Annotated in this window: 21 protein-coding genes and 1 pseudogene; 8 read left to right on the top strand and 14 right to left on the bottom strand. The window is 73.9% G+C overall.

What is annotated here, in order from left to right; all coding sequences use genetic code 11:
• Positions 1-86: 86 nt before the first annotated feature.
• Positions 87-290, bottom strand: coding sequence for a helix-turn-helix transcriptional regulator (locus tag ACQP1S_RS08145; RefSeq protein ID WP_413231898.1), 204 nt, complete (start codon positions 288-290; stop codon positions 87-89).
• Between the two features lie 315 nt (positions 291-605).
• Here ACQP1S_RS08145 and ACQP1S_RS08140 point away from each other — a divergent pair, with 315 nt between their 5' ends.
• Entirely contained in the window at positions 606-776 is a 171-nt protein-coding gene (locus ACQP1S_RS08140) for a hypothetical protein (protein WP_432904793.1), read from the top strand.
• A complete protein-coding gene (locus ACQP1S_RS08135; RefSeq protein ID WP_091249467.1) occupies positions 773-1,033 on the top strand; it encodes a hypothetical protein in 261 nt (86 codons plus the stop codon). Before ACQP1S_RS08140 ends, ACQP1S_RS08135 begins: the two co-directional genes overlap by 4 nt.
• Here ACQP1S_RS08135 and ACQP1S_RS08130 read toward each other — a convergent pair.
• A complete protein-coding gene (locus ACQP1S_RS08130; RefSeq protein WP_432904790.1) occupies positions 1,023-2,363 on the bottom strand; it encodes an aminotransferase class I/II-fold pyridoxal phosphate-dependent enzyme in 1,341 nt (446 codons plus the stop codon). The genes ACQP1S_RS08135 and ACQP1S_RS08130 overlap by 11 nt on opposite strands.
• A gap of 38 nt (positions 2,364-2,401) precedes the next feature.
• Here ACQP1S_RS08130 and ACQP1S_RS08125 point away from each other — a divergent pair, with 38 nt between their 5' ends.
• The gene (locus ACQP1S_RS08125) at positions 2,402-3,721 is read left to right on the top strand and encodes a bifunctional pyridoxamine 5'-phosphate oxidase family protein/GNAT family N-acetyltransferase (RefSeq protein ID WP_432904787.1); all 1,320 of its coding nucleotides are present in this window, start codon (positions 2,402-2,404) and stop codon (positions 3,719-3,721) included.
• Positions 3,718-4,383, top strand: a complete 666-nt coding sequence (leuE, locus tag ACQP1S_RS08120; RefSeq protein WP_357894998.1) for a leucine efflux protein LeuE — start codon at positions 3,718-3,720, stop codon at positions 4,381-4,383. The genes ACQP1S_RS08125 and leuE overlap by 4 nt, the downstream gene beginning before the upstream one ends.
• 153 nt (positions 4,384-4,536) lie before the next feature.
• Here leuE and ACQP1S_RS08115 read toward each other — a convergent pair whose 3' ends face one another.
• The 10 genes and pseudogenes from ACQP1S_RS08115 to ACQP1S_RS08070 form a co-directional block, all read right to left on the bottom strand.
• Positions 4,537-5,466, bottom strand: a complete 930-nt coding sequence (locus ACQP1S_RS08115; RefSeq protein ID WP_432904784.1) for a sporulation protein — start codon at positions 5,464-5,466, stop codon at positions 4,537-4,539.
• A gap of 364 nt (positions 5,467-5,830) precedes the next feature.
• The gene (locus tag ACQP1S_RS08110) at positions 5,831-6,895 is read right to left on the bottom strand and encodes a hemolysin family protein (protein ID WP_432904781.1); all 1,065 of its coding nucleotides are present in this window, start codon (positions 6,893-6,895) and stop codon (positions 5,831-5,833) included.
• Positions 6,896-7,056: 161 nt separating this feature from the next.
• Positions 7,057-8,394, bottom strand: a pseudogene (locus ACQP1S_RS08105) (hemolysin family protein); the annotation flags it as partial.
• 182 nt (positions 8,395-8,576) lie between these two features.
• Positions 8,577-9,008 (bottom strand): monovalent cation/H(+) antiporter subunit G, encoded by a 432-nt coding sequence (gene mnhG / locus ACQP1S_RS08100; protein WP_432904778.1) that lies wholly within the window; start codon positions 9,006-9,008, stop codon positions 8,577-8,579.
• 61 nt (positions 9,009-9,069) lie between these two features.
• Positions 9,070-9,333 carry a monovalent cation/H+ antiporter complex subunit F gene (locus ACQP1S_RS08095; RefSeq protein ID WP_091249448.1) on the bottom strand — a complete coding sequence of 88 codons (264 nt, stop codon included), beginning with the start codon at positions 9,331-9,333 and terminating at the stop codon, positions 9,070-9,072.
• The gene (locus ACQP1S_RS08090; protein WP_091249446.1) at positions 9,330-9,896 is read right to left on the bottom strand and encodes a Na+/H+ antiporter subunit E; all 567 of its coding nucleotides are present in this window, start codon (positions 9,894-9,896) and stop codon (positions 9,330-9,332) included. The genes ACQP1S_RS08095 and ACQP1S_RS08090 overlap by 4 nt, the downstream gene beginning before the upstream one ends.
• On the bottom strand, positions 9,893-11,398 hold the full coding sequence (locus ACQP1S_RS08085) for a Na+/H+ antiporter subunit D (RefSeq protein WP_432904774.1): 1,506 nt from the start codon (positions 11,396-11,398) through the stop codon (positions 9,893-9,895). The genes ACQP1S_RS08090 and ACQP1S_RS08085 overlap by 4 nt, the downstream gene beginning before the upstream one ends.
• Complete coding sequence (locus ACQP1S_RS08080; protein ID WP_245722638.1) at positions 11,395-11,859, bottom strand: Na(+)/H(+) antiporter subunit C; 465 nt, start codon at positions 11,857-11,859, stop codon at positions 11,395-11,397. Before ACQP1S_RS08080 ends, ACQP1S_RS08085 begins: the two co-directional genes overlap by 4 nt.
• A gap of 11 nt (positions 11,860-11,870) precedes the next feature.
• Positions 11,871-14,705: a Na+/H+ antiporter subunit A gene (locus ACQP1S_RS08075; RefSeq protein WP_432904771.1), complete on the bottom strand. Its 2,835-nt coding sequence runs from the start codon at positions 14,703-14,705 to the stop codon at positions 11,871-11,873.
• A 104-nt stretch (positions 14,706-14,809) separates the two neighbouring features.
• Entirely contained in the window at positions 14,810-15,187 is a 378-nt protein-coding gene (locus ACQP1S_RS08070; protein ID WP_091249434.1) for a hypothetical protein, read from the bottom strand.
• A gap of 249 nt (positions 15,188-15,436) precedes the next feature.
• Between ACQP1S_RS08070 and ACQP1S_RS08065 the strand changes: the two genes are divergently transcribed.
• The gene (locus ACQP1S_RS08065; protein ID WP_432907875.1) at positions 15,437-19,957 is read left to right on the top strand and encodes an ATP-dependent helicase; all 4,521 of its coding nucleotides are present in this window, start codon (positions 15,437-15,439) and stop codon (positions 19,955-19,957) included.
• Positions 19,958-20,013: 56 nt separating this feature from the next.
• Here ACQP1S_RS08065 and ACQP1S_RS08060 read toward each other — a convergent pair whose 3' ends face one another.
• Positions 20,014-20,559 (bottom strand): hypothetical protein, encoded by a 546-nt coding sequence (locus tag ACQP1S_RS08060; protein ID WP_432904768.1) that lies wholly within the window; start codon positions 20,557-20,559, stop codon positions 20,014-20,016.
• A 100-nt stretch (positions 20,560-20,659) separates the two neighbouring features.
• Between ACQP1S_RS08060 and ACQP1S_RS08055 the strand changes: the two genes are divergently transcribed.
• Positions 20,660-21,454, top strand: a complete 795-nt coding sequence (locus ACQP1S_RS08055) for an SAM hydrolase/SAM-dependent halogenase family protein (protein ID WP_432904765.1) — start codon at positions 20,660-20,662, stop codon at positions 21,452-21,454.
• A 42-nt stretch (positions 21,455-21,496) separates the two neighbouring features.
• On the top strand, positions 21,497-21,739 hold the full coding sequence (locus ACQP1S_RS08050) for a CPCC family cysteine-rich protein (protein ID WP_084261072.1): 243 nt from the start codon (positions 21,497-21,499) through the stop codon (positions 21,737-21,739).
• A gap of 62 nt (positions 21,740-21,801) precedes the next feature.
• On the opposite strand, the gene ACQP1S_RS08045 is transcribed toward ACQP1S_RS08050, so the two are convergent.
• Positions 21,802-23,184 (bottom strand): hypothetical protein, encoded by a 1,383-nt coding sequence (locus ACQP1S_RS08045; RefSeq protein WP_432904761.1) that lies wholly within the window; start codon positions 23,182-23,184, stop codon positions 21,802-21,804.
• A gap of 109 nt (positions 23,185-23,293) precedes the next feature.
• On the opposite strand from ACQP1S_RS08045, the gene ACQP1S_RS08040 reads away from it, so the two are divergent.
• Positions 23,294-24,115 carry a zinc finger domain-containing protein gene (locus ACQP1S_RS08040; protein WP_432904758.1) on the top strand — a complete coding sequence of 274 codons (822 nt, stop codon included), beginning with the start codon at positions 23,294-23,296 and terminating at the stop codon, positions 24,113-24,115.
• Positions 24,116-24,303 lie beyond the last annotated feature (188 nt).

The following is a 24,303-nucleotide window of genomic DNA, read 5'->3' as shown; positions in this document are numbered from 1 at the left end:
GCGACTGTTCTACCCGCTCCCACGAGAGCACCCGCGACGGCCCCGCCCGGCGCTTTACCACCGGTGCATCAGCTCAGGAACTTCGCCTACGCCTCATCGTCGTTTTCCAGCAGGTGCGGGCGCTTCTCGGCAATCCACGCCTCTACGTCGGACTTCAGCCAGACGTTGCCCATCTTGAGGGTGGCAGTCGGAGCCGGGAAGTCCCGTCGGTTGATCAGGATGTACGCGCGCTGTCGGGAGATACCCAGGCGCTCCTGGATCTCCGCTGCCCCCATCAACGCCAGTCCCACGTGACAAACGCTACGGGCAGAGATAGCGCACGCTTCCAGGAGCTTACATGCTCTACCTGACACGCTTTCCTGATGTACCCTTTACGTCACGTAAACCGTTGGCGTCAGGAGGACCCGGCATGTCTCGTGGGAAGTGGTTTCAGCGGCCCGCTGAACCTGTCGACGTCGTACAACAGCTCAGGCCCCGGCCGGCGACCGGGGCAGCCGGGAAGGACGCCACCGCCGACGCCCGTCCGGCGGTGCCGCGCCAGGTGACTCCCGAGGCCAGGTGGGGCGCACGGAATGCCCGTAAGCTCAACCGGGGGTCCTGGCCGCATGTATGAGCAGCGACCCGCCGAACCGCCGTTCGCCGTGCTGATGGCCGGCTACGTCGTCGACTTCCACCATCGCAGCGCCTGCTCCCGGTGCCGGCCGGACGGTTCGTGCGCCCGCCTGGTCGACGCGGGCGAGACGTTGCGCGCCTGGCGGGACCGGAAGCGCCGGTGAAGGCCGGCGATCTGGTGTACGTGACCAGGGCCGCCAGCGTGCAGTTCCTCCGGCCCATCCGGTTCCGGGTCATCCGGGTGCTCGACTGGCCCACGTACGACGGATGGGTCTGGTTGGAGGGATACCAGCTGAACGCGGCCGGGGATGCGGTCTCCCGCCGGAGGATCTTCGTACAGCCGGCGGGGTTGACCACGCCACCCGCTCCCGTCCCCGCACAGCCCGGCAGGAGAAGGCAGACGGACCGGGTCAGGCGGTGAAGCCGATCGGGTCGGTGGGACGCACCGCCGCCGCCAGCGCGTCGGCCAGCGGACCGAGGTCGGCGTCGTCGAGCGTGCTGACCGTGATCCGTACGGCGGGCGGGGCGCCGATCCGGTAGAGGCCGCCGGGGGCGACCGACCAGCCGGCGTCGCGCAGGGCGGTGACCGTGGTGGTTTCGTCGGGCACCGGCAGCCAGACGTTGATGCCGCTGCGGCCGTGCCCCACCAGGCCCCGGTCTGCGAGCGCGGCGAGCAGGCCGGAGCGGCGGCTGTCGTACGCGTCGGCGGCCCGGTCGATCAGGGCCGTGGTGCCCGGATCACGCCAGAGCGACAGGACGAGTCGTTGCAGGACGGTGGAGACCCAGCCGGCGCCCACCCTGGCCCGGCCGGCCACCCGGGAGACCGTCACCTCGTCACCGGCCAGCACCGCGAGCCGCAGGTCAGGACCGAAGGGCTTGCTCGCCGAGCGGACGAACGCCCAGGTCGGGGTGGCCCCGGCCAGCGGGTGCAGGGGCAGGCGGGACAGTTCGGCGGCGTGATCGTCCTCGATCAACAGCAGGTCGGACCGGCCGGCGAGCAGTGCCCGCAGGGCTTGGGCCCGATCGGCGGAGATGGCGGCGCCGGTCGGATTCTGCGCCCGACTGGTGACCACCATCGCCCGTACCCCCAGGATCAGCGCATCCCGGACCCCGGCGACGGTCGGCCCGTCGTCGTCGACCGGGACGCCGACCGGCCGCAGGCCGAGCGCGGCGACCAGGTCGAACAGGTTGGCCCAGCCCGGATCCTCCACCCCGACCGCGTCGCCGGGCCGCAGCTGGCTGGCGAGCAGCCGCTCGATGCCGTCGAGCGCTCCCCCGGTGACGGTCAGCTCGTCGGCGGGCACCCCGTCGGCGGCGAGCCGGGAACGGGCGGCCTCCGCCAGTGCGGGGTGCACGCCGGTCGAGGCGTAACCGGCGGGCGGGCCGATGTCGGCGGCGAGCGCGGCCAGGTGCGGGCCGAGCGGCGGCAGCAGCCGGAGGTCGGGCTGACCCTGGGACAGGTCGCGGGTGCCGGGGGCGGGCGCGGGATGCCGGGCGGCGCGGCGGGGGGCGACCGGGGGCCGGGGCCGCACCCGGGTGCCGTGCCGGCCGGCGGTGACGACCAGACCCCGCTGGCGCAGCTCCTGGTAGGCGCGGGCGACGGTGGCCGGGCTGACCGCCAGCGTGGTGGCCAGGGAGCGGACCGGCGGCAACGCGTCGCCGGCCGCGAGCACCCCAGTGCGGATGCCGGTTTCCACACTCGCCGAGATCGCGGCGGACGTGGATCCGAGGATCTGATAATGTGCTGCCACAGTTCCAGGATCGTACTAGAACAAAGGCGGGATGTCACATGTACGCGCCGACCGCACGCACCACCGCCAGCCGCACCCGGGACCGGATGAGCTACGACCGGGCCGCCGCCCACGCCGTGCTGGACGAGGCGTACCACTGCGTGCTGGGGTTCGTGGTGGACGGCGAGCCGCGACTGCTGCCCACCCTGCACGTCCGGGTCGGTGACACCCTCTACCTGCACGGGTCCACCGGCAGCCGGCCGCTGCTCGCCGCCCGGGGCGACGCCGGGCTGCCCGTCTGCGTCACGGTGACCCTGCTCGACGGCCTGATCTATGCCCGCTCGCAGTTCCACCACAGCGCCAACTACCGGTCGGTCGTCGCGCACGGCACCGCCCACCTGGTCACCGACGACGACAAGCGCGCCGCGATGACCGCCCTGGTGGAAAAGGTCGGGGTGGGCCGGGCCGCCGACAGCCGCCCACCGAGCCGCCGGGAGCTGGCCGAGACGGCCGTCCTGGCCCTGCCGCTGCGCGAGGTGTCGGTGCGTGCCCGCACCGGCGGGGTCCGCGACGAACCGGCCGATCTCGACCTGCCGCACTGGGCCGGGGTGGTGCCGCTCCGGCTGACCGCCGGCCCGCCCGAGCCGGACGCCGGGGTGGTCGCGCCGGTCCCGGCCTACCTGCCCGGCACCGGCTCGCCGGAGCCGGACTCCGGCGGGTCACCGGCACCGGTTTCCGCCGGCCTGCCGGGGCCGGATTCCGGTGGGTCACCGTGGCGGGAGCCGGTGCCGCTGCACGGCGCGCACGTGCTGCTGGAGCCGTTGGCCCCGGCGCACGCCGACGAGTTGTTCGCCGCCACCGCCGAGCTGGAGGTCTGGGCCCACCTGGGCCACCCGTTGCCCGCCGACCCGGCCGCGATGCGGGCGGTCGTCGCCGCCGCGTTGGCCGCCCGGCACGACGGCGAGCGGGTGCCCTGGGTGCAGCGCTGCGCCCGGACGGGAGCGGTCGTGGGCACCACCTCCTACTACGAGATCGACCCGGAGCGTCGCAGCGTCGCGATCGGCTACACCTGGCTCGGCCGACCCTGGTGGCGCAGCGGCATCAACACCGAGGCCAAGCTGCTGCTGCTCGGCCGGGCGTTCGACACGCTGGGTGCGGTGCGGGTGGTCTGGCACACCGACATCCGCAACACCCGGTCCCAGGCGGCGATCGCCCGGCTCGGCGCGACCCGGGAAGGCGTGCTGCGCATGCACCGACAGCGTCCGGACGGCTCCTGGCGCGACACCGTGCAGTACGCGATGACCGTCGATGAGTGGCCGAACGCACAGGCCAGGCTGCGGGAAAGGCTTCGTGGTACGCCACCGGCGGGGCGAGGATGACGGGCGTGCTGGGCATCACCGACATCTGGACATACGTGTTGGGCACCGTGGCGATCATCCTGCTGCCGGGGCCGAACTCCCTCTTCGTGCTCTCCACCGCCGCCAAGCGGGGGGTAGCCGTCGGTTACCGGGCGGCGGGTGGGGTGTTCCTCGGCGACGCGGTGCTGATGCTCCTCTCCGCCGCCGGGGTGGCGTCGCTCCTCAAGGCGTATCCACCACTCTTCCTCGTGATCAAGTACGCCGGCGCGGCCTACCTCGGGTACGTGGGGCTGACCATGCTGCGCGGAGCCTGGCGACGGTGGCGCGATCGTCACGACCCGGCGACGCCCCGGCTGATCGACGCGGCCGAGCCGGCGGCGCTGCACAGCCCGTTCCGCAAGGCGCTGGTGATCAGCCTGCTCAACCCCAAGGCGATCCTCTTCTTCATCTCGTTCTTCATCCAGTTCGTCGACCCCGGCTACGCCTGGCCGGCGCTGTCGTTCCTGTTGCTCGGGCTGATCGCCCAGGTGACCAGCGTGCTCTACCTGACCGCGCTGATCTTCGCGGGCACCTTCCTGGCCGCCCAGTTCCGGCAGCGCCGCCGGTTGGCCGCAGGAGCCACCACCGGTGTCGCGGTGCTCTTCCTGGGTTTCGGCATCAAGCTCGCCACCGCCTCGGTCTGACCAACAGCCCACTCCGTCACCGCCTCGGCCTGACCACCGGCCCTCGCCGAGGCGCGGACGATGGACCGGCGACCCACCACCGGTCGGGTGCCCTCGTCGCCACCGCTACCCCTGCTGCCGAGACCTGCGATCGATCCGCGACATCCCCGCCGGTCAGGTGCCGTCGCCGCCACCGCCACCACCACCGATGCCACCACCGCCGCCGGCACCGCCCAGTCCGTAACCGGGTCGCACCGGCGCGTCCGGCGGCCGGCTGACATGGGCCGACTCGGTGATCCGGGCCGACCAGTGCGCGTTCGAGGCCGCCGCCGCATGCCGGTTGATCGCCGCCCGCAGCCAGCCGTCCACGACGGAGACCCAGTCCTGTTGATCGGCACCGGTGTGCCAGATCCGGAACCGGCTGATGCTCTGGTGGCTGATGCCGGTCAGCGAGAGCCGCCGGTCCATCCAGAGCAGCACCTCCAGGCCGGCGGAATTGGTCACGAAGATCAGCTCCAGTTCGGTGATCGGTCCGGCGTACAGCGGGGCGACCCAGTAGCCGAGGCGTTCGTGCACCGGCAGGCTCTGCGCGACCCCCGGTAGCCGGCTCGACACCAGGCCCACCTGCCGCAGGACGAAACCGAGGGTGTCCAGCGCCGTGAGCACATGCTGCTGGGTGGGGAGCGGGTGGACGAAGATCGGCACCATCGCGCCCTGCTCCAACTCCGGATCCACCGACACCTCGGTACGTAGCCCGGTGCGCAGGCTCATCAACGGCACCCCGCCGAAGATCGTCACCGGGGTTTCCCACGGCAGGGGCACGGCGAAGTCGATGGCCCGCCGCCGCCCGGCCGGTACGACGAACCGGCCCCCCACCGTCACCTGGTGGTACTGCACGAGGCTGCGGGGTGCCCGGGGGTCCTCCGGTTCGGCGGTCGCCACCAGCCCGAGCCGTACGTGCCGGACCGGCACGTCCTGCGACCCGGCGCTGAGCATCACCCGCCCCGGCAGCCGCAGCCCTGGACGGGTGCTCGGATTGGTCAGGGTGGTGCTCACCGACAATCCGGTCGCACCGGACTCCCGGGACACCCCGGTCAACCGCATCCCCGCCCCTCCCCCCCTGACTGGCGGACCGTGACCGAAGAACGACCTGGCCGACCAGTGGGCGGATTCCCGCTGTCCGGCCCGGCACTCCTCGACCGCCTCCAGACCAGCACCCGGCCCGTCCGAGAAGCCAGCCGACGCTCGGGGCGGTGGTTGATCGACTCAGTGGGGGCGATATTGCGGTGTCCGCCGCACATCGATGCCGCCACATCGGCCCAGATGAGTCGATCTCCACGACACGGGCCGGCCGAGGGACACGGGCCGGCCGAGGGACACGGGCCGGCCGCCGGGTCGGGGAGACCCGGCGGCCGGTCGGTGGATCGGGAAGCCCGTGGCCGGTCAGGGGGCGGGGCTCCCGCGTCGGTCAGCGCAGGCGGCGGCCTCGGGGAATCGGGTCGGTCTCGTCGTCGAACTCGCCGATGACCTCCTCGAGCAGGTCCTCCAGCGCCACGAAACCGATCGGCCGGGTGGGCCCGCCGCCGTTGCGTACCAGCGCCAACTGGGCCTGGTCGGCGCGCATCGCGGCGACCGCCTCGGTGACCGAGGAGGTGGCCGGCAGGGTGAACGACCGGCTCATCAGCTCGGCGGCGGTGGCCGTCCGACCGGTGGTGACCGCGCGGACCGCCTCCCGGACGTGCACCAGCCCGCACACCTCGCCACCGCCGTCGAGGACGGCGAGCCGGGACCGGCCGCTGTCCCGGCTGACCTGTTCGATCCGCTCGGCGGTGTCGTCCCGGTGGACCGTGACGATCTGGTCGAAGGGTTCCATCACCTGGGCGACGGTGGTGCCCTGCAATTCCAGCATGCTGGTCAGCATCTGGTGCTGCTCGGCACCGAGCAGCCCGTGCTCGCGGGACTGCTCCAGCAGGATGCGCAGTTCGTCCGGTCCGTGGACCTGGGCGAGCTGATCCTGCTGCTGCACCCCGACCAGCCGCAGCATCGCGTTGGCCAGGGCGTTGAGCAGGGACAGCACCGGCCGGGCGACCCGGGCGAAGGCCCGGAACGGCAGCGCCAGCAGCGTCGCCGAGCGCTCGGCGTCGGTGATCGCCCACGACTTCGGGGCCATCTCGCCGACCACCAGGTGCAGGAACGTCACCAGCCCCAACGCGAAGATCAACGCGACGATGTGGCTGGCTGCCGCCGGCAGCCCGACGGCGTGCAGCAACGGGCTGAGCAGGTGCTCGATCGCCGGTTCGGCCAACGCGCCCAGGCCCAGCGTGCACAGGGTGATGCCGAGCTGCGCGCCGGCCAGCATCAGGGAGAGTTCGCGTACCCCGTCCAGGGCGGCACGGGCCGCCCGACCACCACCGGCGGCGGTCTGTTCCAACCGGTAGCGCTTGGACGCCACCAGGGCGAACTCGGCGGCCACGAAGAAGCCGTTGAGCGCGAGCAGCAGCACCGAGACCAGCAGGGCGACGACGGGGCTCATGACCGCTCCTCCCGGCGCCGGGAGGAGCGCACGTCCGCACCCGTGCCGGTGGCGCGGGCATTCGTACCACCGCGTCGGTCGCGTCCGGTGCCGGTGGCGCGGACGTTCGTGCGGCGGCGCTGGTCGCCCCCGCCACGGGTGGTCGTGGGCTCCGCGCCCGCACCCTCGTCGTCGGCCATGGTGAGCCGGACGGAGTCGGCCACGTGCCGGTCCACCGCGAGCACCTCGATCAGGGCCTTCGGCCGTTCCGCCGGCTCGTCGCCGTCGGCCGGCAGGACGACCTCCAGCCGGTCACCGACCTCGGGCACCCGGCCCAGCTCCCGCATGACCAGCCCGGAGACGGTGTCGTACTCCGGGGCCTCGGGCAGCGAGATGCCGGTGCTGTCGGCGACCTCGTCGATGCGCCAGCGGGCCGGCACCACCCAGGAACCGTCCTCCTGCCGGGCCGGGGCCCGGTCGGGCGGGTCGTCCTCGTCGCGGATCGGCCCGACCAGTTCCTCGGCGATGTCCTCCAGGGTGATCACGCCGGCGAAGCCGCCGTACTCGTCGACCACGCAGGCGAGCTGCCGGTGCCCGGACCGGAGCCGGTCCAGCACCGTGGGCAGCGGCAACGTCTCCGGCACCAGCAGCGGCGGTACGGCCACCGCGCTGACCGGGGTGGTGGCCCGTTCGGCCGGCGGCACCCCGAGCACGTCGGCGATGCCGATCACGCCGACCAGGTCGTCGACGCCCTCGGCACCGCGCACCGGGAAGCGGGAGTGGCCGGTGTCGAGCAGCTCGACCACCCGGCTGACCGGCTCGTGCGACCGGATGGTGTGCACGTCGACCCGGGGGACCATGGCCTCCCCGGCGGTCAGCTCCCGGAAGTCGAGACCCCGGTCGAGCAGGTCGGACATCTCGGCGTCGAGGTGCCCCTCCTCCCGGGACTCGGCGATGATCTGCTCCAGGTCGGCCGGGGTGGCGCCGCTGGGCAGCTCCTCGATCGGCTCGATGCCGATCCGGCGCAGCAGCCGCACTGCCGCCCGGTCGAAGAGCGTGATCAGGGGTCCGGCCACCTTCAGGTAGATCAGGGTGGACCGGCTCAGCGCCCGGGCCAACGCCTCGGGCCGGGCGATGGCCAGGTTCTTGGGGGCCAGCTCGCCGAGGACCATCTGCACGACGGTGGCGATGAGCAGGGCCAGCGCCACCGACAACGGCAGGCTGATGCCGGTGGAGACGCCGACGCCACCGAGCAGCTCGGCCAGCCCGGCACCGAGGTAGGGCTCGGCGGCGTAACCGACCAGCAGGGCGGTCACGGTGATGCCGAGTTGCGCCCCGGAGAGCATGAACGACAACCGGCCGGTGACCTCCAGGGCGCGGGCGGCCTTGGCGTCGCCGTCGTCGGCGAGCTGCTTGAGCTTGCCCCGGTCCACGGCGACGTAGCCGAACTCCTGGGCCACGAAGTAGCCGGTGGCGGCGGTGAGGACGATGATGAGTGCGAGGCCGACGACGATCAACACGGGTCGCTCAGGGCTCCCGTGGACGTCGGGGCGGGGGATTGCCGGGCACGACCCGGCTGGCTACTGCTGCCCTCCTGGGCAGAAGAGTCGATCATCCGGCAATTCTATCGGCGCTCGCTGCAAGCCCGCTGAGGGTGGGCACAAAGTTCCTGCTCCTCCCCGTTGTCCGCCGCGTCACCCCGCTATTCGCCGGGCCCGGACCGGGAACCACCGCGCCGCTGTTCGCCACGCTCAGGCCCGGAGCCATCGCGCTCAGGCCGGGAATCACCGCCCTCGGGCCGGTGGTCGGCCAACTCGTCGACATCGAGCAGGCTGCGGTCGACCCGACCCGACCGGTAGGCGGCCCGGCCGATCATCTGGGCGGCGACCGGGGCGGTGGCCAGCTGGAAGACCCCGACCAGCACGATCATGCCCAGATCGGCGGCGGTACGCAGCCGCAGCGCCAGCCCGACCAGCAGGAGCAGCACCCCGAGCACCTGGGGTTTGGTGGCGGCGTGCATCCGGTCCAGCACGTCCGGAAAACGCAGCACGCCGATCCCGGCCGCGAGACTGAGCAACGCCCCGGACACCAGGGCGACGGCGGCCAGCCAGTCGACCACCGTACCCACGCTCACGGCTGTCCCCCGGCGGCCGTCGGCACACTCCGGCCGCGAGCCGGTGCCGCGCCGAGCGGGCTCACGACTCCTCCCGGGCGGCGAAGCGGACCAGGGCGACCGAGCCGACGAAGCCGAGCAGGGAGAGCACCACCAGCACCGGCAAGGTGGTCGCGTGCCGGTTCACCGCGGCCTCCGCGCCGACCGCGCCGAGCATGGCGGCGAGCAGCAGGTCCGCGGCGATGACCCGGTCGAGCAGCGACGGGCCCCGGTAGATCCGGGCCAGCGCCAGCAGCGCGGTGGTCGACAGCAGCACGGTCAGGACGATGGCGAGGACGACGGTCACGGTGCCTCCGTGGGTGCGGTGGTGAGCTGCCGCAGCTCGGCCTCGGAGCCGACGGCCCGGACGATGCGTTCCTCGACGGCGAGGATCCGGTCCCGGCTGCCGGTGAGGTCGGCCGGTGAGCGCACGTCGAGCACGTGCACGTAGAGGACGCCGGCCTCCCGGTCCACCTCGACGATCAGGGTGCCCGGCACCAGGGAGATCAACTCGGCGGTGAGCGCCAGGTTCAGGTCGGTGCGGACCCGCAGCGGCACTCCGATGATCGCGCCGCGCGGGCGGAAGCCGGGGCGCACGGCGATGGCGGCGACGTGGATGCTGGCGCTGACCAGTTCGGTCACGAAGGTGCCGGCCAGCACCAGCACCGCCCGGGGCCGCAGCCGGCCGCCGAAGGAGACCGACGGGAGCGGGAAGAACAGCAGCACCGCCCCGCCGACCAACAGGCCGGTGAGGACGTTGGCCGGGGAGAAGTGACCCCAGAGCAGGTTCCAGACCACGACCAGCCAGCCGAGGGCGATGAGCTGGTCCCGGCGGCGTCCGGCGGGTCGCGGCGACGACGCGCCGGTCACGGCGGGCCGCCGGGCAGGACGGCCCGCACGTACGGGGTGCGCAGTCGCAGGTCGGTGGCGGCGTCGGCGGTGACCTGGAACAGCGGGCCGGCGGCGACGGTGAGGGCCAGCCCCAGCACCACCAGGGCGGTGGTGGCCCCGACCATCAGCCCGGGGAGCCGGGTGACCGGTTCGGCGGTGGCCAACTGCGGGGCCCGCCAGAACGCGATGTTCCACACCCGGGAGGCGGCGTAGAGGGTGAGCAGGCTGGTCGCCGTGCCGGCGACGACCAGCACCCAGGGCAGCGGGCCGCCCTGTGCCACCCCGGCCTGGAGCAGGCCGACCTTGCCGAGGAAGCCGGAGAACGGTGGGATGCCGGCCAGGTTCATCGCGGGGACGAAGAAGAGCACCGCCAGCAGCGGGGTGACCCGGGCCAGCCCGCCGAGCCGGCGCAGGTCGGTGCTGCCGGCCCGCTCCTCGACCAGGCCGGCGACCAGGAACAACGTGGTCTGGATGGTGATGTGGTGCACCACGTAGAAGATCGCGCCGGAGAGCGCGGCGGTGGTGCTCAACGCCACCCCGAAGATCATGTAGCCGATGTGGCTGACCAGGGTGAACGAGAACAGCCGCTTCATGTCCGACTGGGCCACCGCGCCGAGCACGCCGACCACCATGGTCAACCCGGCCACCACCATCAGCAGGTTGGCCACCTGGCCGCCGGGGAAGAGCAACGTCTCGGTCCGGATGATCGCATAGACGCCGACCTTGGTGAGCAGGCCGGCGAAGACCGCGGTGACCGGTGCCGGGGCGGTGGGGTAGCTGTCCGGCAGCCACGCGGAGAGCGGAAAGACCGCCGCCTTGATGCCGAAGGCGAGCAGCAACATCAACTGCAACGCCAGGCGTACGCCGTCGGGCAGCGCGTCGAGTCGGCCGGCGAGCTGCGCCAGGTTGAGGGTGCCGGTGGCCGCGTACACCAGCCCCACCCCGGCCAGGAAGATCATCGAGGAGAGGATGCTGACCACCACGTACGTCGAGCCGGTGCGGAGCCGGGCCTCGGTGCCGCCCAGGGTGATCAGCACGAAGCTCGCCGCGAGCAGGATCTCGAACCCGACGAAGAGGTTGAACAGGTCACCGGCGAGGAACGCGTTGCAGATCCCGGCGGTCAGCACCAGGTAGGTCGGGTGATAGATGCTCACCGGCGCGGACTCGCTGGTCTCGGCGCGGCCCTGCCCGATCGAGTAGACCAGCACGCAGAGCGTGACCGCCGACGAGACCACCAGCATCAGCGCGGCGAGCTGGTCGGCGACCAGCACGATGCCGACCGGCGCGGGCCAGCCCCCCACCTCGGTCACCACCGGCCCGTCCCGGTGGGCCCGCACCAGCAGCAGCACCGCGACCACCAGGTTGGTGCCGAGCGCGACCACGCTGACGGCGCGTTGCAGCCGGGGCCGGTTGACCAGGATCAGGGTGAGCGCGGCCCCGAGCAGCGGCACCACCACCGGCAGCGGGAGGAGCTGGTTCACCGGGTACCCCCCGACCGGCGTGGCCGCTGCGGCGGCTCGGGGTCCACCTGTTCCGGGTCGTCACCGGGCCCCTCGCCGCCGAGGTCGGCGTTGGCCACCTCGTTGCGCGCGGCGAGCGCGACGATCTGCTGGTCCTCCACGTCGTCCTGGACCTCGTCGTCGCCGCCGAGGTACCAGCTGCGGTAGGCCACGGCGGCGAGGAAGGCGGTCAGCCCGAAGGTGATCACGATGGCGGTGAGCACCATCGCCTGCGGCAGCGGGTCGCTCATCTCCTCGTCCGGGCCGGCGCCGACCACCGGCGCCCCACCGGAACGGCCACCGACCAGGATGAGCAGGTTCACCCCGTTGCCGAACAGGATCACGCCGAGCAGGATCCGGGTGAGGCTGCGCTCCAGCAGCAGGGTCACCCCGGTGGCGGTGAGCACGCCCACCGCGATCACCAGCACCAGCGTCGGACCCACCCCGCCGTCCCTCACCGCCGGTCCCCCTCGTGGTCGACGACGAGCCCCCGGTCGGACTTGCCGGCCGCCTCGATGTGCCGGTCGATCTCGGCACCGAGACTGCGCAGGATGTCCAGCATCAACCCCACCACGATCAGATAGACGCCGATGTCGAAGAAGAGCGAGGTGACCAGGTACGGCCCGCCGAGGCCAGGCAGCGGCAGGTCGACCTTGAAGCTCTCCAGCACGGTCCCGGCGGCCAGCAGGGAGAGCACGCCACCGCCGACGGAGATCGCCAGGCCCGCGCCGAGCACCGTGCCCGCCCCGACCGGGGCCGCCTCGGCCAGTTCGTAACGGCCGCCGGCCAGGTAGCGCACGGCCAGCGCCAGGCTCGCCACCAGCCCACCGGCGAAGCCGCCGCCGGGCGCGTTGTGGCCGGAGAAGAGCAGGAACAGCGAGAAGAGCACGATGGTGTGGAAGAGCAGCCGGGTCACCACCTCGAAGACGATGGACCGGCGTCGCGCGTGCAGGGTCGCCCCGCCGCGCAACCACACCGGCCGGTCGTCGCGCCGGGGCGAGGCGGGTTCGACCCGGCGGGGACGGGGCCCGGTGCGGGACCGCTCGAAGATCAGGCTGGCCACCCCGGTGGCGGTCACCACCAGCACCGAGATCTCGCCCATGGTGTCCCAGGCCCGGATGTCCACCAGGGTCACGTTGACCACGTTGCGTCCGTACCCCTCGGCGACGGCGAGCGCCGGGAACGCGGTGGAGATGGGCACCGCGGTCCGGGCCCCGGAGGCGACCAGCGCCAGCCCCGCCAGCACCACGCCCACGGCGACACCGAGCACCCGGCGGGCCCACCGGCTGCGGCGCAGCGGCCGGGCGGAGAACCGCTCCGGCAGCCGCCGCAGCACCAGGACGAAGACGGCGATGGTGGAGGTCTCCACCAGGAACTGGGTCAGCGCCAGGTCGGGCGCGCCGTGCAGCACGAACAGCATCGCGGTGCCGTAACCGGTCACCCCGACCAGCAGCATCGCGGTCAACCGCCGTCGGGCGTTCACCGCGAAGACCGCCGCGACCCCGATGACCAGCCCGACCACCAGTTGCAGCGGGCTGTCCCAGAACGCGATCCGGGTCTGCCACGGGCTCGTGCTGACCAGGGCGGTGCCGGGCACCAGCACCAGGGCCAGCAGGATGGTGCCGAGATACAGCGGCAGTGAGCCCCGTTGGGTGGCGCCGGTGACCTCGATGGCCAGCCGGTCGAAGTGGTGGGTGGCCCACTCGTACCCCTGGTTTCCGGTGAACGGCAGCCGCCACCGGGCCAGCGTCGGGGCGAGCGGGCCGCGCACCGCGTGCAGCACGGCCCCGCCGGCCAGCGCCAGCGCGGAGAGGCCGAGGGCGGGGGTGAGGCCGTGCCAGAGGGCGAGCTTCTCGTGCGGCGGGCCGAAGAGTTCCGCGTACGGGCCGAGCAGGCCGTCGATCCCGGCGGCGGCCGGGCCGGCGACCAGCCCGGCCAGCGCGAGCAGGGCCGGTGGGGCGAGCATCGGCAGCGGGAGCGGCCCCGGCTCGGCGGCGGCGACGCCGGGGCGGGTGGCGAAGGCGCCCCAGAGGAAGCGGATGCTGTAGGCGACGGTGAGCACCGTGCCCAGGACCAGGCCGACGAGCAGCACCGGCCGGTCGGTCTGGGCGGCGAAGACCGCCTCCTTGGCGACGAAGCCGAGCAGCGGCGGCACGCCCGCCATCGAGGCGGTGGCGAGCGTGGCGACGACCGCCAGCACCGGTGCCCGACGACCGAGACCGGAGAGTTCCCGCAGGTCACGGGTGCCGACTTCGTGGTCGATGAGGCCGACCACGAGAAACAGCGCCGCCTTGAACAGGGCGTGGGCGAGCAGCATCGCGACCCCGGCGAGTGCGGCGTCCGCGCTGCCCGTGCCGATCATCACGGTCAGCAGGCCGAGCTGGCTGACCGTGCCGTAGGCCAGCAGCAGCTTGAGGTCGCACTGGCGCAGCGCCGCCCAGCCGCCGACGAGCATGGTGACCAGGCCGAGGGTGAGCAGCACGGGCCGCCACGGGCCGGCGTCGGCGAGCACCGGGGCGAGCAGGCCGATCAGGTAGACGCCGGCCTTGACCATCGCCGCCGCGTGCAGGTAGGCGCTGACCGGGGTGGGCGCGGCCATCGCCACCGGCAGCCAGCCGTTGAACGGCACGATCGCCGACTTGGCCAGCGCGCCGGTCAGGATCAGCAGCACCGCGGCGACCAGCGTCCCGCCTCCGGGCAGGGGCGCGGCGGCGATCTCCGACCAGCGGTAGGTGCCGGCGTGCCCGCCGAGGATCAGGAAGCCGAGGAGCATGGCCAGCCCGCCGAACGTGGTGACGGTCAGCGCCTGGGCCGCCGCCCACCGGCTGGGGCGGCGCTCGGTGCTGTGCCCGATGAGCAGGTAGGAGAAGACGGTGGTGAGTTCCCAGAAGACGTAGAGCAGCAGCAGGTCGTCGGCGAGGACCAGGCCGAGCATCGCGCCGGCGAAGGCGACCAGCACGGCGACGAACCGGGGCAGGCCCGCCGCGTCGGCCGCGAAGTACCGGCCGCAGTAGACCAGCACCAGCGCGCCGACCCCGCCGACCAGCAGGGTCATCAGCCAGGACAGCGTCGTCATCCGCAACGCCACGTCGAGGTCCAGCTGACCGATCCAGTGGTACGTCTCGACGACCGCGCCGCCGTCGCGGACCGTCCGGGTGCGGGTCAGCGCCCAGCCGAACGCGGCGGCGGGCACCAACGCGAGCGGATAGCAGGCGCGCGGACCCCACCACCGGACCAGCAGTGGCGCGAGGAGCGCCGCCACCAGGTGGAGGAGCAGCAGTACGAGCACGCGTCCTCCCGTCGAACTGGCGGCGCGCACCGGGCGAATTGTCCCGGTCCGCACCGATCACACGCCAGTTCAGCCCCCTATGGGGGGGTTTCGGGAAATCGCCGTCAGCCGGGTGGCGCCTCGCCGCCGGGAAGCGCGGGCGTCAGCGCCCGCCGGGGCTCGACCAGCAGATCGGGGCGGCCGAGCTGGAGGGCGACCTTGTCGACCACCCGCTGGGCGACGGCCAGCGATCGCACCGGGAGCAGCTTGCCGCGACTCTCCCGACGGAGCACGAAGTAGTGCACGGCGACCCGCACCTGACCCCGGTCGGCCGCGCTGGCCTGGGCGGTGGAGACGACCAACTCCCGCAGGCTGTCGGCGAGGCGCTCGGCCAGCTCCAGCTCAGGGCCGCGCAGGCTGGTCCGCAGGGCGGTGAGGTGCCCTTCGACCTTGCGGATGAGCACGTCGGTGCCGGGCGTCGGGCCTCGCTCCTCGACGAACATCCGATTCCTCTCACCCGTTACGGCAGTCCGGGTGAAGTTACTTTATGTTGTGGGTCACAAGCAAGCAGTTAAGTAAGACTTAACGTACTAATCGGCTAATTCGCTATTCTCTCGCGACGTCGGACAGATCAGCATCCGCCCCGGCGCGATGTCACACCGTCGGGGCAGGATGGGGACGTGACGAGGCGGGGTGGGGCGGGAGCGGGCGGCCCGAGCGGCGGCCCGGCGGACCCGGCTGCCGGCGCGGGAGTGCCGACCGGATTCGGTCCGGCCACCCGGGAGTGGTTCACCGCCGCCTTCGCCGCGCCCACCCCCGCCCAGCTCGGCGCCTGGGCCTCGGTGGCCGCCGGCCGCAACGCCCTGGTGGTCGCACCCACCGGCTCGGGCAAGACGCTCGCGGCGTTCCTCTGGTCGCTCGACCGGCTGGCCGACACGCCTGCTCCGGCCGACGCCCGACAACGCTGTCGGGTGCTCTACGTCAGCCCGCTCAAGGCGCTCGCCGTCGACGTCGAGCGCAATCTCCGCACCCCGCTCACCGGCATCCGGCAGGCGGCCACCCGACTCGGCGTGACACCGCCGGACATCACCGTCGGGATGCGCACCGGCGACACCCCCGCCGACGAGCGCCGGGCCTTCGCCCGCACCCCGCCGGACATCCTCATCACCACCCCCGAGTCGTTGTTCCTGCTGCTCACCTCGGCGGCCCGGGATTCGTTGCGCGGCGTCGAGACCGTCATCGTCGACGAGGTGCACGCCGTCGCCGGCACCAAGCGCGGCGCCCACCTGGCGCTCTCCCTGGAGCGCCTGGACGAGCTGCTGGCCAGGCCCGCCCAGCGGATCGGCCTGTCCGCCACGGTCCGGCCGATCGACGCCTGCGCCCGGTTCCTTGGCGGCGCCCACCCGGTGGACGTGGTGCAGCCGGCCAGCCCCAAGACGATCGAGGTGAGCGTCGAGGTCCCGGTGGAGGACATGACCCGGCTCGACGAGACCGCGCAACCCCCCGAGGACGACCTGGGCGGCCCCGGCCCGCGCCGGGCGTCGATCTGGCCCGCCGTGGAGGAACGGGTCCTCGCGCTGATCCGGGCACACCGCTCGACCATCGTGTTCACCAACTCCCGGCGGAGCGCCGAACGGCTCTGCGCCCGGCTCAACGAGTTGGCCGCCGAGGAGGTGCCCGCCGACGACGGCGGGCCGCCGGCCGAGGTGATGGCCCAGTCGGGTGCGGCGGCCGGTGCGGATGCGGTGATCGCCCGCGCCCACCACGGCAGCGTCTCCCGGGAGGAACGCAAGCAGATCGAGGAGGCGCTCAAGTCCGGCCGGCTGCCCGCCGTGGTGGCCACCTCCAGCCTGGAGCTGGGCATCGACATGGGCGCGGTCGACCTGGTGGTGCAGATCGAGGCCCCCCCGAGTGTCGCGGCCGGCCTGCAACGGGTCGGCCGGGCCGGGCACCAGGTGGGTGCGGTGTCCCGGGGAGTGGTCTTCCCCAAGCACCGGGGCGACCTGCTCTCCTGCACCGTGGTCGCGGAGCGGATGGCGACCGGCGCCATCGAGGAGCTGCACTACCCGCGCAACCCGCTGGACGTGCTCGCCCAGCAGATCGTCGCCATGGTCGCCCTCGAACCCTGGCCGGTCGGTGACCTGGCGGTGCTGGTCCGCCGCGCCGCGCCCTTCGCCGAGCTGCCCGACTCGGCGCTGCACGCCGTGCTCGACATGCTCTCCGGTCGTTACCCGTCGACCGCCTTCGCGGAGCTGCGTCCCCGGTTGGTCTGGGACCGGGCCACCGACGTGCTGACCGGCCGACCGGGTGCCCAGCGCCTCGCCGTCACCAGCGGGGGGACCATCCCCGACCGGGGGCTCTTCGGGGTGTTCCTGGCCGGGGCGCAGCGGGCCGCCCGGGTCGGCGAGCTGGACGAGGAGATGGTCTACGAGTCCCGGATCGGCGACGTCTTCCTGCTCGGCTCCTCGTCCTGGCGGATCGAGGAGATCACCCCCGACCGGGTGCTCGTCTCCCCCGCTCCCGGCCAGGCGGCCCGGATGCCGTTCTGGAAGGGCGACCAGTTGGGCCGCCCGGTCGAGCTGGGTCGGGCCATCGGCGCCCGGGTCCGGGCGTTGGTGCGCCAGGACGACGCCACCGCCCTGACCGCGTTGCGGGCCGGCGGCCTGGACGACTGGGCGGCCGGCAACCTGATGGCCTACCTGCGCGAGCAGCAGACCGCCACCCGCTCGCTGCCCGACGACCGCACGGTGCTGGTCGAGCGGTTCCGCGACGAGTTGGGTGACTGGCGGCTGGCCGTACACAGCGTGCTCGGGGCCCGGGTCAACGGGCCGTGGGCGTTGGCGATCGGCCGCCGGCTGGCCGAGCGCTACGGAGTGGACGCCCAGGTGATGCCCTCCGACGACGGGATCGTGGTGCGGCTGCCGGACACCGCCGACGAGCCGCCCGGCGCCGACGTGGTGGTCTTCGAGCCCGACGAGATCGCCCAACTGGTCGAGGAGTCGGTGGGCACCTCGGCGCTGTTCGCCGCCCGGTTCCGGGAGTGCGCCGCCCGGTCCCTGCTGCTGCCCCGGCGTGACCCGCGCCGCCGGCAGCCGCTGTGGCAGCAGCGCCAGCGCGCCGCCCAACTGCTCGACGTAGCCCGCGAGTACGCCGACTTCCCGGTCACCCTGGAGGCCGCCCGGGAGTGCCTGCAGGACGTCTTCGACCAGCCCGCCCTGGCCGGGTTGATGCGCGACCTGGCCAGCCGCAGGGTCCGCCTGGTCGAGGTGGAGAGCGAACGCCCCTCGCCGTTCGCCCGGTCGCTGCTCTTCGGCTATGTCGGCGCGTTCCTCTATGAGGGGGACGCCCCGCTGGCCGAGCGGCGGGCCGCCGCGCTGGCGCTGGACCCGACCCTGCTCGGGGAGCTGCTCGGCCGGGTGGACCTGCGCGAGTTGCTCGACCCGGCGGTGCTCGCCGAGACCGAACGGCAGCTGCGCTGGCGCACCGACCAGCGCCGTCCCCGCGACGCCGAGGACGTCGCCGAGTTGCTGCGGGTCCTCGGTGACCTGACCGAGGCGGAGCTGGCCGAGCGGGGTGTGCCGGTGGACTGGCCGGCGGAGTTGGGGGCGGCCCGCCGGGCGCTGCGGGTCCGGATCGCCGGCGAGGAACGCTGGGTGGGCATCGAGGACGCCGCCCGGCTGCGCGACGCGCTCGGGGTGGCGCTGCCGGTGGGGGTGGCCGAGGCGTACCTGACGCCGGTGGCCGACCCGCTCGGCGACCTGGTCGCCCGGTACGCCCGTACCCACGGGCCGTTCGCCGCCGCGACCTGCGCCGCCCGCTTCGGGCTCGGGGTGTTCGTGGTGGAGCAGACGCTGCGTCGGCTCGCCGCGACCGGGCGGGTGGTCTCCGGCGAGTTCGCCCCGGACAGCGTGGGCACCCAGTGGTGCGACGCCGAGGTGCTGCGGCTGCTGCGCCGCCGGTCGCTCGCCGCGCTGCGTCGGGAGATCGAACCGGTGCCGCCCCGGGTGCTGGCCGGCTTCCTGCCCCGCTGGCAGCAGGTCGGCTCGTCGGCGCGCGGGGTGGAGGCGGTGGCCGCCACGATCGAGCAGTTGCAGGGCACGGCGGTGCCGGCGTCGGCGTGGGAGCGGCTGGTGCTGCCCGCCCGGGTCGCCGACTACTCCCCCGCCCAGCTCGACGAGCTGTGCGCCGGGGGCGAGGTGGTGTGGGCCGGCTCGGGGGCGATCTCCGGCGGCGACGGCTGGCTCACCCTGGCGTACGCGGATGTCGCGCCGTTGCTGCTCCCCCCGGCGGACGACGCGTTCGCCGGCACCCCGCTGCACGCCGCCGTGCTGGACGCCCTCGCCGACGGCCAGGCGCTCTTCTTCCGCCCGCTGTCCGACCGGGTGGGCTCCGCCGACGACACCGCCCTGACCGCGGCGATCTGGGATCTGGTCTGGGCGGGGCAGCTCACCAACGACACCCTCGCCCCGCTGCGGGCGGCGCTCGGCGCGGGTGGCGCGCACCGGTCCCGGCCGGCCGCCCCGCGCACCCGTTACCGCCGTCCGGGTCGGGTGGCGCTGCCCAGCCGGGGCGGCCCGCCCACCGTGGCCGGGCGCTGGTCCCGGCTGCCGGAGCGGGACACCGACCCGACCCGACGGGCCGCCGCCCTGGCCGATCTGCTGCTCGACCGGCACGGGGTGGTGACCCGGGGCGCGGTGCTGGCCGAGCAGGTGACCGGCGGGTTCGCCGCCGTCTATCCGGTGCTCGCCGCCCTGGAGGAGCGGGGCGCGGCCCGGCGGGGCTACTTCGTGGAGGGGCTGGGCGCGGCGCAGTTCGCGGTGCCCGGCGCGGTGGACCGGTTGCGGGCGCTCGCCGAGCCGGCCGACCGGGGTCGGGGCGACGGGCCGACCGTGGTGCTCGCCGCCACCGACCCGGCCAACCCGTACGGCGCGGCGCTGCCCTGGCCGGAGCGGGCCGTCGACTCGGGTGACGGCGCCGCACCGGGCACCGGGCACCGGGCCGGGCGCAAGGCCGGGGCGGTGGTGGTGCTGGTCGGTGGTGACCTGGCCCTCTACGTCGAGCGGGGTGGGCGGACGATCCTCTCCTTCACCGTCGACGCCGACACGCTGGCCGCCGCCGGCAAGGCGCTCGCCGACGCGGTGCACTCCGGGGCGTTGGGGGCGATGTCGGTGGAGCGGGCCGACGGTGAGGCGGTGCACTCCTCACCGCTGCGCGACGCGCTCGCCGCCGCCGGTTTCCGGGCCACCCCCCGTGGCCTGCGGCTGCGCGGCTGACGGTCCGGGTCATCCCGCACCCCTCGCCGGACCCGGGCGGCCCGCGACGGGCGGGCTCAGCCGAGCTTGGCCAGCACGTCGTTGTAGCGCTTCTGCTCGGCGGCGCTGGTCCGGGTGCCCAGGTAGTTGAGCACCACCGCACCCGCCCGGTACGCCTTGACCCCCCACATGTCGGTCTGGTTGGTGGCGGTCGCCTCGTCGGGGAAGACGTAGACGGAGACGGCGTCGGTGACGAGCAGTTGGGCGCAGCCGACCCCCGTACCGTTGGGTCCGCAGTCCTTGGACCGGTCGCGCGGGTCGGGCACCTTCAGGCCGGCGGCCTTGAACGCGTCGACCACCTTGCGGGCGGCGGGGGCGCTCGTCTGCTTGGTCGGCAGCACGAACGGTGGGGTGGAGGGGCTCTCCAGGGGGGCGGTGCCCGGCTTCGCGGCCTTCGCGGGTTCCTCCGCCGGGGCGGCCTCGGTGGTGGCCGGGGCTTTCGACCGGCCGTCGGCCCATGCCCCGCCGTCCCGCTCGTCGGCGGGATCGTCACCGCAGCCGGCCAGGGCCAGGGCGATCAGGACGGTGGCGGTCGTGGACAGGATACGAAGGCGTTTCGTCACCCCGGCAGTCTGCCGAACCCGCTGCGGGGGCGGCACCGGCCGGTCGGCCGATCGGGGTGTCCGGTCAGTGATAGTGCGCTCGCCGCACTAACCTGCCGGCATGGCCCCGATCCCCTGGATCTCGCTGACCACCGACTACGGGCTCACCGACGGGTTCGTGGCCGTCTGCCACGGGGTGATCGGCCGGATCGCCCCGACGGCACGGGTGATCGACGTGACCCACCTGGTGCCGCCGGGGGACGTCCGGCGGGGCGCGGCGGTGCTCGCCCAGGCCGTGCCGCACCTGCCGTACGGGGTGCACGTGGCGGTCGTGGACCCGGGGGTCGGCACGTCCCGGCGGGCGGTGGCGCTGGTCGCACCGGGCGGGCTGCTGGTCGGGCCGGACAACGGGGTGCTGACGGCGGCGGCGCAGGCGTTGGGCGGGATCACCTCGGCGGTGGAGTTGACCGCGCCGGGGTGGCTGGCGGCGGAAGTGTCGGACACCTTCCACGGCCGGGACGTCTTCGCCCCGGTGGCGGCGCGGCTGGCCCTCGGCGACCGGCCGACCGACGCCGGGCCGGAGGTCGACCCGGCCACCCTGGCGACCCTGCCCCCGCCGGTGCTGCGCCGGGAGGCCGAGGGGTTCACCGCCGAGGTGCTCACCGTGGACCACTTCGGCAACGTGCAGCTCGCCGCCGGGGCCGACCTGCTGACGTCGCTGGCCGGGCCGGTGGAGGTCGCCGGCCGACCGGCGGTACGCGGCCGCACGTTCGCCGACGCGGCACCCGGTGCGCTGGTCGTCCTCGTCGACTCCGCCGGCCTGGTGGCGGTGGCCCGCAACGGCGGCCGGGCGGTGGACCTGCTCGGGGTCGCCCCGGGTGCCACGGTCACGGTGCGGGGGCGTATCAGGGGGTGAGCTGCGCTCCCTGCCCGACGTCCGGTGTGGAATGCTGCTGCGGTGGGTGAAGTGTGGGTTCCGGTGGGCTGTCCCTGTTGTGCGTCCCGGACGGGTGGGGGCACCTGTCCGGTCTGCTTCTGGACCGATGACGGCCAGGGTGACGCCGACGCCGACGTGGTGCGGGGCGGGGCGAACGGTGAGCTGAGTCTCACCCACGCCCGGCTGAACTTCGCGGTGTACGGCGCGAGTCACCCCCGCTACCAGGACATGGTCCGGCCGCCCCGCCCCGACGAGCGGCCCTGAGCCGACCCGCCCGGCGACCCGGCCGGTCGAGGGCGGTCCCGTCAGCGTCAGCGGCTCACCGGTCAGCAGGGTGACACGGTGCCGCCGTAGACGGTGGACACGTAGGCGTGGCTGACGTACTGGCCGCCGGCCAGCCGGTTCCACCGGTTGGTGGTCCGGTACGTCCCGGCGACCGTCTGCCCCTTGACGTAGCACTGGATCGGCACGTTGGCGTGCGTGGCGGCGAGCCCCCGGGTCGGGTACGAGGTGCCGGGGCCGGTGCGGATGTTGAGCGGCCCGGAGCCGATCACGCCGCGCGGCCCGGTGCCGGTCCAGAGGTACGTCACGTCGACCCAGGCGTTGTCGGTCAGCAGCAGGCCGTCCCAGAAGGTGCCGTCGGCGAGGTCGATGCCGGCCGGGTTGAGCACGGTACGGCCGAACTGGTCCTTGCCGCCGTGGTAGCCGTACTGGTAGGCGGCCTGCGCCTCGGGGCGGCCCTGCGGCAGGTCCTTCCAGTTCTCCCGGACGGCGGTGGGGTTCCAGTAGTCGTCGCGGGTGTTCCACGGGCCGACGTCCCAGACCGGCGCGTACTCGCAGCGGCTGCCGCTGGTGGTGCAGACCCGCACGGTGTAGTCGCCGGTGTTGATCGGGGAGAGCCCGCGCCGGGAGGGCAGGGCGACGAAGTGGTCCCGGGGTTGGATGGTGCGGCCGTTGGCGGTCACCCCGCCGACCTCACCCTCCCGGGTGGCGAAGACCCGGTAGCTGCGTACGGCGGTGGGGGTGGGCGTCGCGACAGCGATGGTGTCGGCGGTGAGCTGGACCGCGCGTACCGAGGCGGCGGCCTTCGCGTCGCGGGTGGTGAGCAGCACCCGGGCCTGGACCCGGCTGACCGGTCGGTCGAAGGCGGCCGGGGCGGTGCCGGCCTCCCGCCACTCGGTCCAGCCGGTGCCCTGCCAGCCGCGCACCTGGACGCCGACGGCGGCACCGGTGGGCACCTCGGCGGTGAGCGCGGCGCGGACCCGGTTGGCCGGGCCGGCGAGGGTCCGCACGGGGGCGAGGAGCACTCCCTCGGCGACCGGCGCGTGCAGGGCGGCGGGCCGGTTGCGGCGGGTCGGACGGGGGTCGGCCAGGCGCAGCAGGCCGGCACCGAACCGGACGTTCACGTCGTCGCCGCCGACGACGGTGAGGTCGACGGACCAGCGCTCACCGGCGGCCGTCGTGCCGCTCTGCCGCCCGGACCGCGACGGGTCGGACGCGGACCGGTCCAGGCCCGACCGGTCGAGCGCGGACCGGTCCAGGGCCGACCGGTCGAGCGCGGAGCCTTCCAGGGCCGCGCGGTCGAGCGCGGAGCGATGGAGGGCGTGGGGTGCGGCGGTCGCGGCGGCCGGGGTGAGGGCACCGGCCAGGGTCACGGTCAGCAGACCGACCAGCAGGGACGATGAGGTACCACGGGGGCCAACGGCCATAACATTCTCCTCAGAACCCCCTAATAGTGCATTTATTCGTAGATCGACAGGAAGCACGCTACAAATAGCGATACATGCGAATTCTGCTCGGACGAGGGAGAATGCCGGGGTGCCCGAAGGAGACACCGTCTGGAACACCGCCCGCGTCCTGCACCGGGCGCTCGCCGGCACCCGGCTCACCGGCAGCGACTTCCGGGTGCCCGCGCTGGCCACCACCGACCTGTCCGGCTGGACGGTGCGCGAGTCGGCCAGCCGGGGCAAGCACCTGCTGCTCCGGCTGACCGCACCCCCGCAGGCCGCACCGGCCGCGGACTGGACGCTCCACTCCCACCTGCGGATGGACGGCGCCTGGCGGGCGTACGCCCCGGGGGAACGGTGGACGGCCCGGCCGGCGCACCTGATCCGGGTGGTGCTGCGCAGCCCGGAGGCGGTGGCGGTCGGCTACCACCTGCACGAGCTGGCCCTGCTGCCCACCGCCGGCGAGGACCACCTGCTCGGGCACCTCGGCCCCGACCTGCTCGGCACGGACTGGGACCCGGACGAGGCGGTCCGCCGGCTCGCCGCCACACCGGAGGTGACCATCGGTGAGGCGCTGCTGGACCAGCGCAACCTGGCCGGGGTGGGCAACCTCTACAAGTGTGAGCTGCTGTTCCTGCGCGGCCTCTCCCCCTGGACGCCGGTCGGCGCGGTGCCCGACCTGGCCGGCACGGTGACCCTGGCCCAACGGCTGCTCGCCGCCAACCGGGGCCGGTGGACCCAGAGCACCACCGGCTCGCTGCGCCGGGGCCAGACCAGCTACGTGTACGGCCGGCGGGCCCAGCCGTGCCGCCGCTGCGGCACCGCCATCGACAAGGAGGAACTGGGCGACCGGGTCACCTACTGGTGCCCGACCTGCCAGCCGCCACCCGCCCCGGCCCCGGAGGCCGGCTGAGCGGGCGCGACCAGCGCCGGGCCACCCTCCCGCCTGGCGGGACGACCCGCAGACACGGACGAATGGGTAATTCCTATCCGGCCGCCGACGTCGCATGCTGCGTTGGAGTGCTCACCGTTCGTCACCACCGGACACGACCGCCCACCACGCCGGGGTGGGGGCGGCGGGTCCCCGTGCCCGGGGAGAAC

The organism is Micromonospora matsumotoense (assembly GCF_050951065.1).
Taxonomy (GTDB): domain Bacteria; phylum Actinomycetota; class Actinomycetes; order Mycobacteriales; family Micromonosporaceae; genus Micromonospora; species Micromonospora matsumotoensis.
The sequence above is the reverse complement of the archived record's forward strand: the minus strand, read 5'-3'. Positions and strand labels throughout refer to the sequence as shown.